This is a genomic window from Streptomyces sp. NPDC028907 (assembly GCF_055564995.1).
Window position 1 is genome coordinate 128,505 of sequence record NZ_JBVHVE010000009.1, and the last position, 14,936, is coordinate 143,440.

Annotated in this window: 14 protein-coding genes; 11 read left to right on the forward strand and 3 right to left on the reverse strand. The window is 72.2% G+C overall.

Annotated features, from left to right (window positions below; translation table 11 throughout):
• Window positions 1–12: 12 nt before the first annotated feature.
• Entirely contained in the window at window positions 13–2,142 is a 2,130-nt protein-coding gene (locus ACZ4UU_RS27115) for a SpoIIE family protein phosphatase (protein WP_471905962.1), read from the forward strand.
• Between the two features lie 41 nt (window positions 2,143–2,183).
• Here ACZ4UU_RS27115 and ACZ4UU_RS27120 read toward each other — a convergent pair whose 3' ends face one another.
• Both ACZ4UU_RS27120 and ACZ4UU_RS27125 read right to left on the reverse strand, forming a co-directional pair.
• The gene (locus tag ACZ4UU_RS27120) at window positions 2,184–2,405 is read right to left on the reverse strand and encodes a DUF6480 family protein (RefSeq protein WP_471905963.1); all 222 of its coding nucleotides are present in this window, start codon (window positions 2,403–2,405) and stop codon (window positions 2,184–2,186) included.
• A gap of 35 nt (window positions 2,406–2,440) precedes the next feature.
• Complete coding sequence (locus tag ACZ4UU_RS27125; protein ID WP_471905964.1) at window positions 2,441–2,863, reverse strand: CBS domain-containing protein; 423 nt, start codon at window positions 2,861–2,863, stop codon at window positions 2,441–2,443.
• Between the two features lie 220 nt (window positions 2,864–3,083).
• Here ACZ4UU_RS27125 and ACZ4UU_RS27130 point away from each other — a divergent pair, with 220 nt between their 5' ends.
• The 10 genes from ACZ4UU_RS27130 (at window position 3,084) to ACZ4UU_RS27175 (ending at window position 13,805) form a co-directional block, all read left to right on the forward strand.
• Window positions 3,084–3,452 carry a hypothetical protein gene (locus tag ACZ4UU_RS27130; protein WP_471905965.1) on the forward strand — a complete coding sequence of 123 codons (369 nt, stop codon included), beginning with the start codon at window positions 3,084–3,086 and terminating at the stop codon, window positions 3,450–3,452.
• Window positions 3,453–3,541: 89 nt separating this feature from the next.
• Entirely contained in the window at window positions 3,542–4,222 is a 681-nt protein-coding gene (locus tag ACZ4UU_RS27135; protein WP_471905966.1) for a DUF6766 family protein, read from the forward strand.
• Window positions 4,223–4,311: 89 nt separating this feature from the next.
• Entirely contained in the window at window positions 4,312–6,771 is a 2,460-nt protein-coding gene (locus tag ACZ4UU_RS27140; RefSeq protein ID WP_471905967.1) for a molybdopterin oxidoreductase family protein, read from the forward strand.
• On the forward strand, window positions 6,768–7,259 hold the full coding sequence (locus tag ACZ4UU_RS27145) for a hypothetical protein (protein ID WP_471905968.1): 492 nt from the start codon (window positions 6,768–6,770) through the stop codon (window positions 7,257–7,259). The genes ACZ4UU_RS27140 and ACZ4UU_RS27145 overlap by 4 nt, the downstream gene beginning before the upstream one ends.
• Before the next feature lie 34 nt (window positions 7,260–7,293).
• Window positions 7,294–8,040 (forward strand): SOS response-associated peptidase, encoded by a 747-nt coding sequence (locus tag ACZ4UU_RS27150; protein ID WP_471905969.1) that lies wholly within the window; start codon window positions 7,294–7,296, stop codon window positions 8,038–8,040.
• A 147-nt stretch (window positions 8,041–8,187) separates the two neighbouring features.
• Window positions 8,188–9,141: a metal ABC transporter solute-binding protein, Zn/Mn family gene (locus tag ACZ4UU_RS27155; protein ID WP_471905970.1), complete on the forward strand. Its 954-nt coding sequence runs from the start codon at window positions 8,188–8,190 to the stop codon at window positions 9,139–9,141.
• Entirely contained in the window at window positions 9,138–9,977 is an 840-nt protein-coding gene (locus tag ACZ4UU_RS27160; protein WP_471905971.1) for a metal ABC transporter ATP-binding protein, read from the forward strand. Before ACZ4UU_RS27155 ends, ACZ4UU_RS27160 begins: the two co-directional genes overlap by 4 nt.
• The gene (locus ACZ4UU_RS27165) at window positions 9,974–10,846 is read left to right on the forward strand and encodes a metal ABC transporter permease (RefSeq protein ID WP_471905972.1); all 873 of its coding nucleotides are present in this window, start codon (window positions 9,974–9,976) and stop codon (window positions 10,844–10,846) included. Before ACZ4UU_RS27160 ends, ACZ4UU_RS27165 begins: the two co-directional genes overlap by 4 nt.
• A 46-nt stretch (window positions 10,847–10,892) precedes the next feature.
• Window positions 10,893–12,872 (forward strand): heavy metal translocating P-type ATPase, encoded by a 1,980-nt coding sequence (locus ACZ4UU_RS27170; RefSeq protein ID WP_471905973.1) that lies wholly within the window; start codon window positions 10,893–10,895, stop codon window positions 12,870–12,872.
• A gap of 93 nt (window positions 12,873–12,965) precedes the next feature.
• Entirely contained in the window at window positions 12,966–13,805 is an 840-nt protein-coding gene (locus ACZ4UU_RS27175; protein ID WP_471905974.1) for a class I SAM-dependent methyltransferase, read from the forward strand.
• A 32-nt stretch (window positions 13,806–13,837) separates the two neighbouring features.
• On the opposite strand, the gene ACZ4UU_RS27180 is transcribed toward ACZ4UU_RS27175, so the two are convergent.
• Window positions 13,838–14,905 (reverse strand): LacI family DNA-binding transcriptional regulator, encoded by a 1,068-nt coding sequence (locus tag ACZ4UU_RS27180; RefSeq protein WP_471905975.1) that lies wholly within the window; start codon window positions 14,903–14,905, stop codon window positions 13,838–13,840.
• Window positions 14,906–14,936: the final 31 nt, after the last annotated feature.

The following is a 14,936-nucleotide window of genomic DNA, read 5'->3' on the forward strand; positions in this document are numbered from 1 at the left end:
TAGCGTCCTGGTATGGGCGGCGTGACCGGTACGGGCGATCCGTCCCCGGACGCCGAGGCGCTGGACGCCGCGTTCGCGGAGACGGTGCGCCGGACCGGTGCGTCCATAGGCGCCCTGTACCTGCTCGCACCGGACGAGCGGCTGCTCCGGCTGGATCTGCTGTGCGGGGCTCCGGTCGAGTTCGCCGCACCGTGGACCGCGGTCCCGCTCGCCTCCCCGGCACCCGTCGCCGACGCCGTCCGCGAGGACCGGCTGGTGTGGGTCGGGAGTCAGGAGGAGCTGGTCCGCTCCTACCCGCGCACCGCGCTGGTCCTGCCCTACCCGTTGGCGCTGGTCGCCGCGCCGGTCGACGGCGTACGGCGGTGGGGGTCCCTGCTCCTGATGTGGCCTGCGACACGCCCGCCGTACATGACCCGACGGGAGCGGGGCAACATCACGTCGAGTTGCCGCCGGCTGGCCCGGCTGCTGGAGGAGACGGCCGGGACGACCGGCCTCCCCGCCCGGCGCGAACAGCCGCGTGCCGTCCCGGTCGGAACCGGCCGCCGCTCGGCGAGCCCGCAGACGGCGCTGTCCGACTTCGTCGAGCGGCTGCCCGGCGGCAGCTGCGCACTGGACCTGGAAGGCCGTTTCACCTACGTCAGCTCCGGCGCCTGTGAACTGCTGGGCCGTGATGCCGGTCAACTGCTGGGCACCCAGCCGTGGCAGTCCCTGCGCTGGCTGGACGACCCCAGCCACGAGGACCGCTACCGTGCGGCGGTGATCAGCCGGGAACCCGTCTCGTTCACCGCGTGCCGCCCGCCCGACCTGTGGCTGGACATTCAGCTGTACCCGGACGCCAGCGGCATCAGCGCCCGTATCGTCCCCAGCGGCGCGCACCCGCCGCCCTCACCGGCGCCCCGCCGACCCGCTCGCGCCCCCACCGCGGCCCGGACCGGTCGGCTCTACCAGCTCCTGCACCTGGCCGCCGCGCTCACCGAGGTCGTCGGGGTGCAGGATGTCGTCGATCTCGTCGCCGACCAGATCATGCCCGCCTTCGGCGCCCAGGGCCTGGTGCTGTCCACCGCCGACGCCGGCCGGTTGCGGATCACCGGCCACCGCGGTTACCCCTCGGAGACCATCAGACGCCTCGACGGCCTGCCCCTCGACACGACCTTCACCCCGGCCGGGCAGGCCCTCGGCAGCGGGATCCCCGCGTTCTTCGCCGACCCGGAGGAGATGCGGCGCAGCTATCCCGAGGCGCCGCTGATCAGCGGAAAGCAGGCCTGGGCCTTCCTCCCCCTGATCATCTCCGGCCGGCCCGTCGGCGTCTGCATCCTGTCCTACGACAGCCCCCACGCCTTCCCCGCCGAGGAACGCGCCGTCATGACGTCCCTCGCCGGACTCATCGCCCAGGCCTTCGACCGCGCCCGCCTCTACGACACAAAACACGCGCTCGCCCACGGCCTCCAGCAGGCACTGCTGCCACGCGGCCTGCCCCTGATCGCCGGGCTGCGGGTCGCCGCCCGCTATCTGCCCGCCACCCGGGGCATGGAGATCGGCGGCGACTTCTACGATCTGATCCGGCTCGGCGACACCGCCGCCGCGGCCGTCATCGGCGACGTCCAGGGCCACAACGTCGCGGCCGCAGCCCTCATGGGCCAGGTGCGCACCGGCGTCCATGCCCACGCCACCCTCGGTACACCCCCCGACCAGGTCCTGCACCGCACCAACCGGCTCCTCACCGACCTCGGCCCCGACCTGTTCACCAGCTGCCTCTACGCCCACCTCGACTTCGCCCGCGGACGCGTCGCCCTCGCCAGCGCCGGGCACCCGCCGCCCGTTCTGCGCCTCCCGGACGGGGGCACACGGCCCGTCGCCGTCCCGCCCGGCCCACTCCTGGGCATCGACCCCGACGCCGTGTTCCCCGTGACCGAGATCCCGCTCACCACCGGGACGCTGCTCGTCCTCTACACCGACGGCCTCGTCGAGAGCCCCGGCGCCGACCTCGACGACTCGATCGCCCAGCTCGCCCACCGTCTCGCCGGCGCCGACGACCGGGACCTGGACATACTCGTCGACACGCTGCTCGGGAAGGCCGCCACCACCGGCCAGCGCACCGACGACATCGCCCTGCTCGTACTGCAGCGCGCACCGCGCCCCTGAACGGCCGAGGGGTGCACGGCCGCCGCGGCGCCGCTACGCGATCAGAGAGCCACGACCATGGCGATCAGACCGATCGCCACCAGCGCCACCACCAGCATGATCAGGACGAGCGGAGCGGCTCCCCAGCCCCTGCGCAACTCGTTCTGCGGATAGGAGATACCGGCCGTGCTGTCCGCCTCGGCGGGCGGGGTCTCACCAGGTGGTACGCCGCTGCCGGGTTCGAGACCGGGAGCTCGGGTCGGCTCGGGATCGGGGTTCGTCATGGCGCACCCTCCTCTCCAGGACGGGTTGCCGCGGCTCACCTGTTGGGGCGCGCGGCACTGATGTCGCCGAGAGCGGACCCGGGGTCGCGTTCGATGGCCAGGTCACCGATGGAGATGATGCCCACCGCGTGATCTCCCTGGTCGACGACCGGCACCCGGCGAATGGAATGCTCGCGCATCACCCGCACCGCGAGCCCCAGGTCGTCGTCGGGCTTCACCGTGACCAGGTCCTCGCTGCACGCCTCGGCGACGGTCGTGCGGTCCGGGTCCCCGCCCTCGGCCATGGCGCGGATCACCAGGTCACGGTCGCTGACCAGGCCCCGCAGATGCTCGCCCTCGGTGACCAGTACGGCACCGATGTCCTCGTCGCGCATCATGCGCGCCACCGTCTGCACCGAGGTCAGCGGTTCGACGGTCATCGGGTCGGTCGTCATGACGTCGCGGACATGTTGAGTCATGGGAACGTCCCTCCGTGGAGTGGGGCGGTGCCGCTCACCGCCGTGCGGCCACCGAGTACCCGTGGACGCCCTTCTCCCACGTGACCCGAGTGGGTGTCTCCCACCGTGCGCCCCGTCGGCCCGTCGCCGATGCTGGTCCTCCACGCCACAGGGATCGGGACGTGAGCGGATGCGATGCGCGAGTGCGATCAGGAGAGCGTGCCGCGGTGTTGTGCCGGCCGTGCTCGCCGTGACGGCCGGCTGCGGTGCCGCCGACTCGCGCGAGGATGCCGCGTCCGCCGCCGCGACCGGGTTCACGGCCGCCCTGCAGCGGTCCGACGGCCGGCAGGCGTGCGCCCTGCTGGCGCCGAGAACGCTCGACGAACTGGAGCAGTCCGAGCAGACGTCCTGCGACCGTGCGGTGATCCAGGAGCGGCTGCCCGCCGGGGACAGGGTCCGCGACGTGGACGTGTACGGGGACCAGGCCCGGGTGGTCCTCACCGACGACACGCTGTTCCTGGCCCACTTCCCGACCGGCTGGAAGGTGACCGCCGCCGGGTGCGCGCCCCGTCCTGAACAGCCGTACGACTGCACGGTCAAGGGCGGGTGAGGGCGTCCGATGCGGACCATGTTCACCCTGTGCCTGGTGCTCGTGATCGGGGGACTCGCCTACTTCACTACGCTGGGACTGATGCACCGATGAGCCCGCGCCGCTTCCTGCGCGAGAACGGCCTGAGCCTCGCGTTCGGGATCGGCTTCCTGCTGGCGCTGTGCGGACAGGCCGTCGCGGGACACGCGGACTTCAACAACACGCTGGTCACCGACGGGATGCAGCCGATCGGCCTGGGCGCCTATCTGACCTCGTCGGACTTCGCCGTCGACGTGACGGAGAACTGGCAGTCCGAGTACCTCCAGTTCTTCCTGTACATCTTCGTCACCGTCTGGCTGCTCCAGCGCGGCTCGCCGGAGTCCAAGGAACTGGGCAAGGCGGGCCCCGAGTCCGACGAGGACCAACTCGTCGGGGAGCACGCCCCGGCCGACGCGCCCCGCTGGGCACGGGCCGGCGGCTGGCGCCGGGCGGTGTACTCCAGGTCCCTCGGCCTGGTGATGGGCGGCGTGTTCCTGCTGTGCTGGCTCGCCCAGTCCGTCACCGGCACCGCTGCCTACAACGAACAGCAACTGCGCGACCTCCAGGCGCCGGTCAGCTGGGCCGAGTACCTCACCGCCGCCGACTTCTGGAACCGCACCTTCCAGAACTGGCAGTCCGAGCTGCTGGCGGTGGCCTCGATGGTCGTCCTGTCGATCTACCTGCGCCAGCGCGGCTCCCCGGAGTCCAAGCCGGTCGGCGCCGCGCACACCGCGACGGGCGTGGAGGGCTGACTGTGGCACGGCGTTAGGCAGCAGTGGTCAGGGGTACCGGGGACGCACGGCGCGCCCCGGGCGTCGTCGCTGGTCTTCGGGAGGTGGGCGTGGACGCTTCGGTGGACAGGATCGCGCGGCCGTGGGGGAGCCGTACGCCGTACGGACGACACGAGGAGTGGCCCGAGCGGGTGGACACCTGTCTCGCGGACGGCGTCGACGCTGGCGGGGTGCAGCGGTGGGTGCAGGCCGCGTCGATCCTGCACTCCGACGGGGACGCCATGGACATCGCGGTCGCCGACGGACGCATGGTCGGGGTGCGCGGCCGGGCGCAGGACCGTGTCAACCGGGGCCGGCTGGAGCCGAAGGACCTCTTCGCCTGGCAGGCCAATGCCTCGCCCGACCGGCTGACGAGGCCGTTGGTACGTGAGGACGGGCACCTGGTGGAGTGCGACTGGCCGACCGCCATGGACCGGATCGTGGCTCGCTCCCGCGACCTGCTGGCGGACCGCGGGCCCGGGTCGATCGGCTTCTACACCAGTGGACAGCTCTTCCTGGAGGAGTACTACACCCTCGCCGTGCTCGCCCGGGCCGGCATCGGCACCAACCACCTGGACGGCAACACCCGGTTGTGCACCTCTACCGCCGCCGAGGCGCTGAAGGAGTCCTTCGGCTGCGACGGGCAGCCCGGCACCTACGACGACATCGACCACGCCGACGTCATCGCGCTGTTCGGCCACAACCTCGCCGAGACACAGCCCGTGCAGTGGATGCGGATCCTGGACCGGCTGGAGGGCGCCGCCCCGCCCCGCCTGTTGTGCGTCGACCCGCGCCCCACGCCGGTGGCCCGCAGGGCGACGGTGCACCTGGCGCCCCGCATCGGCACGAACGTGGCGCTGCTCAACGCCCTGCTGCACGAGATCATCCGTACCGACCGAGTCGACCACGACTACGTCGCCGCCCATACCGTCGGCTACGAGGAACTGGCGTCCCGGGTGAGGGACCGCACCCCGAAGTGGGCGGCGGCGATCTGTGACGTGCCCGCCGCCCGTATCGCCGAGGCCGCCGAACTCCTGGGCTCGGCCGACCGGTTGCTGTCCACGGTGCTCCAGGGCGTCTACCAGTCCCACCAGGCCACCGCGGCCGCCGTCCAGGTCAACAACCTCCATCTGATCCGCGGCATGCTCGGCCGACCCGGCGCCGGCGTCCTGCAGATGAACGGGCAGCCCACCGCCCAGAACACCCGCGAGTGCGGCGCCGACGGCGACCTGCCCGGCTTCCGCAACTGGCAGAACGACGCGCACGTCGCCGAACTCGCCGACGTGTGGAACGTCGACCCGAAGACGATCCCGCACTACGCGCCGCCCACCCACGCGATGCAGATGTTCCGCTACGCCGAACAGGGCTCGCTGCGCATGCTGTGGATCACCGGCACCAACCCCGCGGTATCGCTGCCCGAGCTGTCCCGGATCCGCTCGATCCTGGCCCAGGAACGCCTGTTCGTGGTCGTGCAGGACCTGTTCCTCACCGAGACCGCGCAGTTGGCGGACGTGGTTCTGCCCGCGGCGACCTGGGGCGAGAAGACCGGCACCTTCACCAACGCCGATCGCACCGTCCACCTGTCCGACAAGGCCGTCGAACCGCCCGGCGAGGCCAGGCCGGACCTGGACATCCTCCTCGACTACGCCGCCCGCATGGACTTCCGCGACAAGGACGGCGGCCCGCTCGTCACCTGGCACGACCCCGAGTCCGCGTTCGAGGCCTGGAAGCGGTGCAGCGCCGGGCGCCCCTGCGACTACACCGGCCTCACCCACGCCCGGCTGCGCGGCGGCACCGGCATCCAGTGGCCCTGCAACGACGAGGCCCCCCAGGGCACGCCACGTCTCTACACCGACGGCATCACCTGGGCCCACCCCGACGTCTGCGAGTCCTACGGCAAGGACCTGGTGACCGGCGCGACGGACGACGTCGTCGAGTACCGCTCGCTCAACCCCGACGGCAAGGCCGTCATCAGGGCGGCCGCCTATCTGCCGCCGCACGAACAGCCCGACGACGACCACCCGTTCCAGCTGACCACGGGCCGCACGATCTACCACTTCCACACCCGCACGAAGACCGGACGCGCCCCCCAGCTGAACGCAGCCGCCCCCGACGTTTGGGTGGAGGCCGCCGCATCCGACGCGTCCGCGCTGGGACTGGAGGAGGGCGACCTGGTGGACGTCACCACACCGCGCGGCGCGGTCCGCGGGCGGCTTCGGGTGACGGACATCCGGCCGGGGCTGCTGTTCATCCCGTTCCACTACGGCTACTGGGACACCAAGGCCGGGCACGCGCCGGACGGCGAGACGGCGGGCCGCGCCGCGAACGAGACGACCATCACCGACTGGGACCCGGTCTCCAAACAGCCCCTGTTCAAGACCGCCGCGGCCGCGCTGCACCGCGTCGAACGCGGAGACGGCCACCCCGCGCCCGCGCCGACGACCACCGCGTCCGCACCTGCCCGCCCCGACGCGGCACGGGGCACCGCCGGCGGCTCCGCTGCCCTCGTCCGTGAGGAGGTCGCCGAGTGAACGGCATCGAGCTCACCCTGCGCACCCTCCACCACGGCGAACAGCGCCTGGCCGACGAGCTGACGGCCGTCGCGGAACGCCACCGCACCGAGCACGAGGTCCACCACGTCGCCACCGACCTCGCCCAGTGGTCCCGCGACCACGTCCGACGCCTGGCCGACACCGGCCGCGACCACGGCCTGCACCTGGGCGCCCCGTCCGGGACCGGCACCCCCGGACTGCTGTCCACGCTCGGAAAGAAGGCGGTCGAGGCGGTCGGCCGGCGCCCGGAACCGGGCCTCCTCCTGCTGCGCGACCTGCGTGAACTGCACCTCGACGCCACGGAGAACTCGCTGTACTGGGAGATGCTCGCCCAGGCCGCACAGGCCACCAAGGACGACCGGCTGCTCGCTCTCGCCACCGGGTGCCATCCACAGACGCTGCGGCAGCTGCGCTGGACCAACACCATGATCAAGAATCTCTCGCCCCAGATCCTGGCCAGCCTGTGAGGACGTGCCCACCGCGCCGTGGCACAGTGGCCCCATGTGCGGCCGCTACGCCTCCACCCGCAGCCCCCAGGACCTCGCCCAGCTGTTCCAGGTTGCCGAGTGGCATCCGGAGGAAACCCTGGCGCCGAGCTGGAACGTGGCGCCGACCGACGAGGTGTGGGCCGTACTGGAGCGCGCCCCGCGCGGCGCCGACGAGGGCGAACCGGCCCGGCGCCGGCTGCGGCCGCTGCGCTGGGGCCTGGTGCCCTCGTGGGCCAAGGATGTCAAGATCGGCGCGCGTCTGATCAACGCCCGGGTGGAGACCGTGCACGAGAAGCCCGCCTTCCGTCAGGCCTTCGTCAAACGCCGCTGTCTGCTGCCGGCCGACGGCTTCTACGAGTGGGACGCGGTCAAGGACCGCACGTCGGGCAAGGTCCGCAAGCAGCCGTACTTCATCCACCCGGAGGACGGGCAGGTCCTGGCCCTGGCCGGGCTGTACGAGTTCTGGCGCGATCCGGAGATCAAGGATGCCGACGACCCCGCCGCCTGGCTGCTGACCTGCACCATCATCACCACCGAGGCCACCGACGCGGCCGGCCGCGTCCACCCCCGGATGCCGCTCGCCCTCACCCCCGAGCACTATGACGCCTGGCTCGACCCCGACCGCCGGTCCACCGACGACCTGCGCGCCCTGCTCACCCCGCCGGCCGACGGCCACCTGGCCGCGCGCCCGGTCTCCCCGGCCGTGAACAGCGTCCGCAACAACGGCCCGCAGCTGCTGGACGAGGTGCCCGCCCCCTGACCTGGCGGAAGGTGAGTTCTCGGTAAGGGTTGCCCTTACGGACGGCCGAAAGACGCTTTTGACATCCGTTTTCATCTAGCGTGGGCGTGGCGCCGGCCCGAACGGACCTCGGCGCACCATCCGCTTTCCCCTGCCCCGGAGGAACCCATGCCCGCGCCCTCGCCCCGACTCCTCGCCCCGCTGATAGCCGGCACCTGCCTCGTCCTCCTCACCGGCTGCGGCGGTTCGTCCGGCTCCGGAGACGGCTCCGGAAGTGCTGACAACGATGCCGCGCAGAGCCCCGCCGCGTCGTCCGTCATCCCGGTCGTCGCCTCGACGAACGTCTACGGCGACCTGGTCGAGCGGATAGGCGGCGGCAAGGTCCAGGTCACCTCGATCATCAGCGACCCCGACCAGGACCCGCACTCCTACGAGGCCAACACGCAGAATCAGTTGGCGCTCTCCAAGGCCAAGGTCGTCATCGAGAACGGCGGCGGCTACGACGACTTCGTCGACCGCATGCTGAAGAGCGGCGACTCCTCCGCCGAGGTGATCAACGCGGTCAAGGTCTCCGGCAAGACCGCCCCGGCGGGCGGGGAGCTCAACGAGCACGTCTGGTACGACTTCCCCACGGTCGCCAAGCTCGCCGACCGCATCGCCGCCGCCCTGGCCAAGGCCGACCCGGCCGACGCCGCCACCTTCACCGAGAACGCCAAGGACTTCGAGGACAAGCTGAAGCCGCTGGAGCAGAAGGAAGCCCGGATCAAGGCCGACCACGGCGGCGAGCAGGTGGCCATCACCGAGCCCGTGCCGCTGTACATGCTCCAGGCCGCGGGGCTGAAGAACGCGACGCCCGAGGAGTTCAGCGAGGCCATCGAGGAGGGTGACGACGTCTCCGCCCGGACCCTCCAGGAGACCCTGGCTCTCTTCACCGGCAAGAAGGTCAAGGCGCTGGTCTACAACGAGCAGACCTCCGGCCCGCAGACCGAGAAGGCCGAACAGGCGGCCAAGGCCGCCGGGATTCCCGTGGTTCCCGTGACCGAGACCCTGCCCCACGGCAAGGACTACCTCGGCTGGATGACCGCCAACGTCGACGCGCTCGCGAGCGCGCTGGCCAAGTGAGCCCGTCCACCGGGGCCGACGGCTCCGCGCTGATCAGCCTGCGCGGTGCGGCCCTGTCCTACGGCGAGCGCGTGCTGTGGCAGGGCCTCGACCTCGATGTGCGGCCGGGCGAGTTCCTGGCCGTGCTCGGCCCCAACGGGGCGGGCAAGACCAGCTTCGTGCGGGCTCTGCTCGGTCAACGGCAGCTGTCCGCGGGCACGTTGACGGTCCTCGGCCGTCCGCCCCACAAGGGCAGCCGGCACATCGGCTACGTCCCGCAGCAGGCCACCCTGTCCGCGCAGGCGCTGCTGCGCGCCCGCGACCTGGTCCGCTTCGGCATCGACGGGCACCGCTTCGGACCCAGGCCGCGCGGCGGCGCCGTACGCCGCCGCGTCGACGAGGTCCTCGCCTCGGTCGGGGCCACCGCCTACGCGGACGTCCCCGTCGGCCTGCTCTCCGGCGGCGAACGACAGCGCGTACGCATCGGACAGGCCCTCGTGACCGACCCGCGCATCCTGCTCTGCGACGAACCACTGCTCTCCCTCGACCTGCACCATCAACGGGCCGTCACGGAACTGGTCGACGCCCGGCGCCGCTCCCACGGCACCGCGGTGGTGTTCGTGACCCACGAGATCAACCCCGTGCTGGCACTGGTGGACCGAGTGCTGTACCTCGCCCGCGGCGGCTACCGCGTCGGCGCCCCCGACGAGGTGCTGACCTCCGAGGCCCTGTCGCGGCTGTACGGCACCCAGGTCGACGTCATTCGCGTCCGGGACCGTGTCACGGTCGTCGCCGTACCCGACGAGGCGGCACAGGAGCCGCACCACCCCGAACTGCCGCACGGAGTACGGCCATGACCCTCGCCGACGGGATCTGGCAGCAGATCTTCACCTTCGACCACTACGGCGAACTGCTCGCCCTGGTCCGCAACTCCCTCATCGCCGGCGCCGCGCTCGGTCTGGTCGGCGGCCTGGTCGGAGTGTTCGTGATCATGCGGGACCTGCCGTTCGCGGTGCACGGGATCAGCGAGTTGTCGTTCGCCGGCGCCTCGGCAGCGCTGCTGCTGGGCGTGAACATCGTGGCCGGCTCCATCGTCGGCTCGATCCTCGCGGCCGGGACGATCGGGCTGCTCGGCTCCCGCGCCCGGGACCGCAACTCCGTGATCGGCACCATCATGCCGTTCGGCCTCGGCCTCGGCGTGCTGTTCCTCGCCCTCTACAAGGGCCGGGCGGCGAACAAGTTCGGCATTCTCACCGGGCAGATCGTCGCCGTCGACACCCCGCAGATGTCCTGGCTGCTCGGCACGTCGGCCGTGGTGCTCGTGGCGCTGGCGGTGATGTGGCGGCCGCTCGCCTTCGCCAGCGCCGACCCGGAGGTGGCCGAGGCGCGGGGCGTGCCGGTGCGCGCGCTGTCCTTCGCCTTCATGATCGTGCTGGGCCTCGCGGTCGCGCTGTCCGTGCAGATCGTCGGCGCGCTGCTGGTCCTCACGCTCGTCGTCACCCCGGCGGCCGCCGCGGCCCGGATCACGGCCTCTCCGGTGCTGCTGCCCGTGCTGAGCGTGGTGTTCGCGGTGGTCTCCATCGAGGGCGGGATCCTGCTGGCCCTGGGCAGCTCCATCCCGATCAGCCCGTACGTCACCACGATCTCGTTCGCGATCTACCTCGTGTGCAGGGCGTTCGGTACCCGCCGGGCGCGGAAGTGGGGAGCCGTACGAGCGACCGCCTGACATGAAGGTATGAATGAGTCTTCATTCTTTCCTTTATCGTGGGGGCATGACTTCCACGCTCACCCCACCGTCGGCCGACGCCGCCGCGTCCGCGCGAGCCACGGCCGCTCCCCGGCGGCGCACCCGGCTGCTCGCGCTGCCGGAGGTCCGCTGGGCCGTCGCGGCCACCGCGCTGTTCCTGCTCGCGCTGCCCCTGCAACTCGCCGGAGCGCCCGCGTGGACATGGGGCCCGCTGTACGCGCTGGCCTACGCCACGGGCGGCTGGGAGCCGGGCTGGGAGGGACTCAAGGCCCTCAAGGACCGGACGCTCGACGTCGATCTGCTCATGGTCGTCGCCGCGCTGGGCGCCGCCTCCATCGGCCAGGTGATGGACGGCGCCCTGCTGATCGTCATCTTCGCGACCTCGGGCGCCCTGGAGGCCCTCGCCACCGCCCGCACCGCCGACTCCGTACGCGGTCTGCTCGACCTCGCCCCCGCCACGGCCACCCGGATCGCCGAGGACGGCACCGAACAGACCGTCCCCATCGAGGAGTTGACGATCGGCGACACGGTCCTCGTACGCCCCGGCGAACGCGTGGGCGCGGACGGCCGGGTGCTGGACGGCGCCAGTGAGGTGGACCAGGCGAGCATCACCGGCGAACCGCTCCCCGCCGCGAAGGAACCGGGCGACGAGGTCTTCGCAGGCACCCTCAACGGCACCGGCGCCCTGCGCGTCCGCGTCGAACGCGACGCCTCCGACTCCGTGATCGCCCGGATCGTACGGATGGTGGAGGAGGCGTCCGAGACCAAGGCGCCCACGCAACTGTTCATCGAGAAGGTCGAACAGCGCTACTCACTGGGCATGGTGGCCGCCACGCTCGCCGTGTTCGGCGTCCCGCTCGCCTTCGGCGAGGAGTTCTCCGAGGCGCTGCTGCGCGCCATGACCTTCATGATCGTGGCCTCGCCCTGCGCGGTCGTCCTGGCCACCATGCCGCCCCTGCTGTCCGCCATCGCCAACGCAGGCCGGCACGGCGTGCTGGTGAAGTCGGCCGTGGTGATGGAACGCCTCGGCCAGATCGACGCCGTCGCCCTGGACAAGACCGGCACCCTCACCGAGGGAACGCCACGGGTGGTGGACGTACGGCCGCTGCCCGGCTGCGGCCTCGGCGAGGACGCGTTGCTGAGGCTCGCCGCGGCGGCCGAGCACGCCAGCGAACACCCGCTGGCCCGAGCGGTGGTGGACGCCGCGCGGGACCGGCGCCTCGACCTGCCCACCGCGCAGGACTTCGGCTCCGCCCCCGGCGTCGGAGTGAAGGCCGTGGTCGACGGCCGCACCGTCGAGGTGGGCGCCCCGGCCCGCCTGCTCGACGACCCTGACGGCGAGGTCGTGGCGCTCGCCGAGGAACTGGAGGCGTCCGGCCGTACCGCCGTGGTCGTGGTCGTCGAGGGCACCCCCGCCGGACTGCTCGGCATCGCGGACCGTCTGCGCCCCGACGCCGCGGCCACCGTCGCCGCCCTCACCACCCTCACCGGCACCGCTCCGACCCTGCTCACCGGCGACAACCCGCGGGCCGCCGCCCACCTGGCCGCCGAGGCCGGCATCGAGGACGTGCGTGCCGGGCTGCTGCCCCAGGACAAGCTGGCCGCCGTCAAGGAACTGGAGTCGGCGGGCCGCAAGGCGATGGTCGTCGGGGACGGCGTCAACGACGCGCCCGCCCTGGCCGCCGCCCACATCGGCGTCGCCATGGGCCGGGCGGGCTCCGACCTCGCCCTGGAGACCGCCGACGCGGTCATCGTCCGCGACGAACTCGCCGCCGTCCCCACCACGGTCGCCCTCTCCCGCCGCGCCCGGAAACTGGTCGTGCAGAACCTCGTCATCGCCGGCGTGTTCATCACCGGCCTCGTCATCTGGGACCTCGTCGGCACGCTGCCGCTGCCGCTCGGCGTCGCGGGCCACGAGGGCTCCACGGTCCTGGTCGGCCTGAACGGCCTGCGGCTGCTGCGGGACACGGCGTGGGAGCGGGCGGCGGCGGACGGAACGGGCTGACCGCCGTGTGGTCGACGGGCGTGTGGAGGACGGGTGCCCGGCTCCACCGATATTCCCTCGCCGGTGCTGCCCACCGCGCCTAGCGTGCTCCACATGCCCGACGACACCACTCAAGCACAGCGCGACGACATGCCCGAGGAGTCCCGGCGGGTGCGCCTGAGCCGGACATTCGACGAGGACGCGGAGCTCTACGACCGGGTCAGGCCCGGATATCCGGCGGAGCTGTACGACGACCTCGCGGAACTTGCGGTGGCCGGCCCAGGCCGCCGGGTACTGGAGGTGGGCTGTGGGACCGGTCAGGCGACGGTGCCGCTGGCCGCGCGGGGCTGTCGGATCACGGCCGTCGAGGCGGGACCGAGCATGGCCGCGGTCGCCCGGCGCAACCTGGCCGGAGCCACGGCCGTGGACGTGGTGAGGGCGGAGTTCGAGAGCTGGCCGCTGCCGGAGGAGTCTTTCGACGCGGTTGTCTCGGCCACGGCGTTCCACTGGATCGACCCGGCGGTGCGGGTGTCCAAGGCCGCCGACGCGCTGCGTTTGGGCGGGGCGCTCGCCGTGGTGCGCACCCAGCATGTCAGGGGCGGCACCGAAGATTTCTTCATCGAGGTCCAGCACTGCTACGAGCGCTTCGACCCGGAGACCCCGCCCGGATCGCGGCCTCCCGCGGCCGCCGACATCGACGGGGCGGAGCACGCGCAGGAGGTGGCGCGAAGCGGCCGGTTCGGCCCCACGGTCTTTCGTCGATACGAGCGGGATCTCACCTACACCACGGCGGAGTATCTCGAGCTGTTGCGGACCTACTCCGGCCACCGAGCCCTTCCGGACGCCGCCAGGGACGGACTGCTGGGGTCCATCGGCGACCTGATCGACCGGCGGTACGGCGGCCGCGTGACCAAGCGCTACCTCAACGAGCTGGGAGTGTCGTACAAGCGGTGACGCCGGCGACGTGCCGTCGCGCCAACGGGGCGTCAGCGCCCGGGCGCCGGTCCGCTGCTGCGGCGCAGCACCAGGTCGACCGGGACCAGGGAGTCGACCGCGGGCGGCTCGGTGGCGCCGTCGAGGCGGTCCAGGAGCAGGCGCAGCGAACGGGTGCCGATCTCGGCGAAGTCCGTGCGGACGGTGGTCAGCGGGGGAAGGAAGTGCGCGGCCTCGGGGATGTCGTCGTACCCCACGACGCTCACCTCGTCGGGCACGCGACGGCCCGCTTCGTGCAGCGCGTGGAGCACGCCGAGGGCCATCTGGTCGTTGGAGGCGAACACCGCCGTGACATCCGCGCGCCGGGCGAGCTCCCGGCCGAGTTCGTAGCCCGAGTCGGCGCTCCAGTCGCCGATCAGCGGAGCCGGGGCCTCGGCGCCCGCCGCCTCCAGAGTGGCCTGCCAGCTGCCCAGGCGATGGTCGGCGGAGGTCCAGCCGGTCGGCCCCGCGATGTGCCACACGGTGCGGTGGCCCAGCCCCAGCAGATGCTCGGTGGCCTTGCGGGCACCGGTCCGGGAGTCGCCGGTGACCTGCTGGGTGTCGGCGTCGAGGCCGTTCTCCAGCACCACCAGCGGGGTGTCAAGCCGGGTGTCCGCCAGCGCCTTGCCCACCCACAGCTGCGGGGCGATGGCGATCACTCCGTCCGCGCCCTCCGCGGACAGGCGGTTCACCGCCTCCACGACCGTGTCCGGCTCGGCCGTGTCCAACGCGATCGAGCTCAGCAGATAGCCGGCCTCCTGCGCCGCCGTGTTGATCGCGGTCAGGATGGCGGCAGGCCCGTAGCGGGCGGCGTCGAACGAGATCACGCCGACCATCCGGGTTCTGCCGCTGGCCAGCGACCGGGCACTGCGGCTCGGCCGGTAGCCCAGCGTCCGCATCGCGGTCAGCACCGTCTCCCGGGTCTCGGGCCGCACCGACGGATGGTCGTTGAGGACACGGGAGACGGTCTGCTTGGAGACCCCGGCCAGCCGGGCCACGTCGTCCATCACCGGCCGCGCGCCCGCGAAGTTCCGTCTGCTGCGCCCCCTCGGAGCGTCGTCGTCGGCGGAGCTTGGGGTCATGGTGGCGGTTTCCTCGACGTCGTCACGGCGG

What these genes read in the sequence shown, in the direction of transcription:
- ACZ4UU_RS27115 (WP_471905962.1), top strand. Translation starts at nt 13, where the DNA reads ATGGGCGGCGTGACCGGTACGGGCGATCCGTCCCCGGACGCCGAGGCG.
- ACZ4UU_RS27120 (WP_471905963.1), bottom strand. Translation starts at nt 2,405, where the DNA reads ATGACGAACCCCGATCCCGAGCCGACCCGAGCTCCCGGTCTCGAACCC.
- ACZ4UU_RS27125 (WP_471905964.1), bottom strand. Translation starts at nt 2,863, where the DNA reads ATGACTCAACATGTCCGCGACGTCATGACGACCGACCCGATGACCGTC.
- ACZ4UU_RS27135 (WP_471905966.1), top strand. Translation starts at nt 3,542, where the DNA reads ATGAGCCCGCGCCGCTTCCTGCGCGAGAACGGCCTGAGCCTCGCGTTC.
- ACZ4UU_RS27150 (WP_471905969.1), top strand. Translation starts at nt 7,294, where the DNA reads ATGTGCGGCCGCTACGCCTCCACCCGCAGCCCCCAGGACCTCGCCCAG.
- ACZ4UU_RS27155 (WP_471905970.1), top strand. Translation starts at nt 8,188, where the DNA reads ATGCCCGCGCCCTCGCCCCGACTCCTCGCCCCGCTGATAGCCGGCACC.
- ACZ4UU_RS27165 (WP_471905972.1), top strand. Translation starts at nt 9,974, where the DNA reads ATGACCCTCGCCGACGGGATCTGGCAGCAGATCTTCACCTTCGACCAC.
- ACZ4UU_RS27170 (WP_471905973.1), top strand. Translation starts at nt 10,893, where the DNA reads ATGACTTCCACGCTCACCCCACCGTCGGCCGACGCCGCCGCGTCCGCG.
- ACZ4UU_RS27175 (WP_471905974.1), top strand. Translation starts at nt 12,966, where the DNA reads ATGCCCGACGACACCACTCAAGCACAGCGCGACGACATGCCCGAGGAG.
- ACZ4UU_RS27180 (WP_471905975.1), bottom strand. Translation starts at nt 14,905, where the DNA reads ATGACCCCAAGCTCCGCCGACGACGACGCTCCGAGGGGGCGCAGCAGA.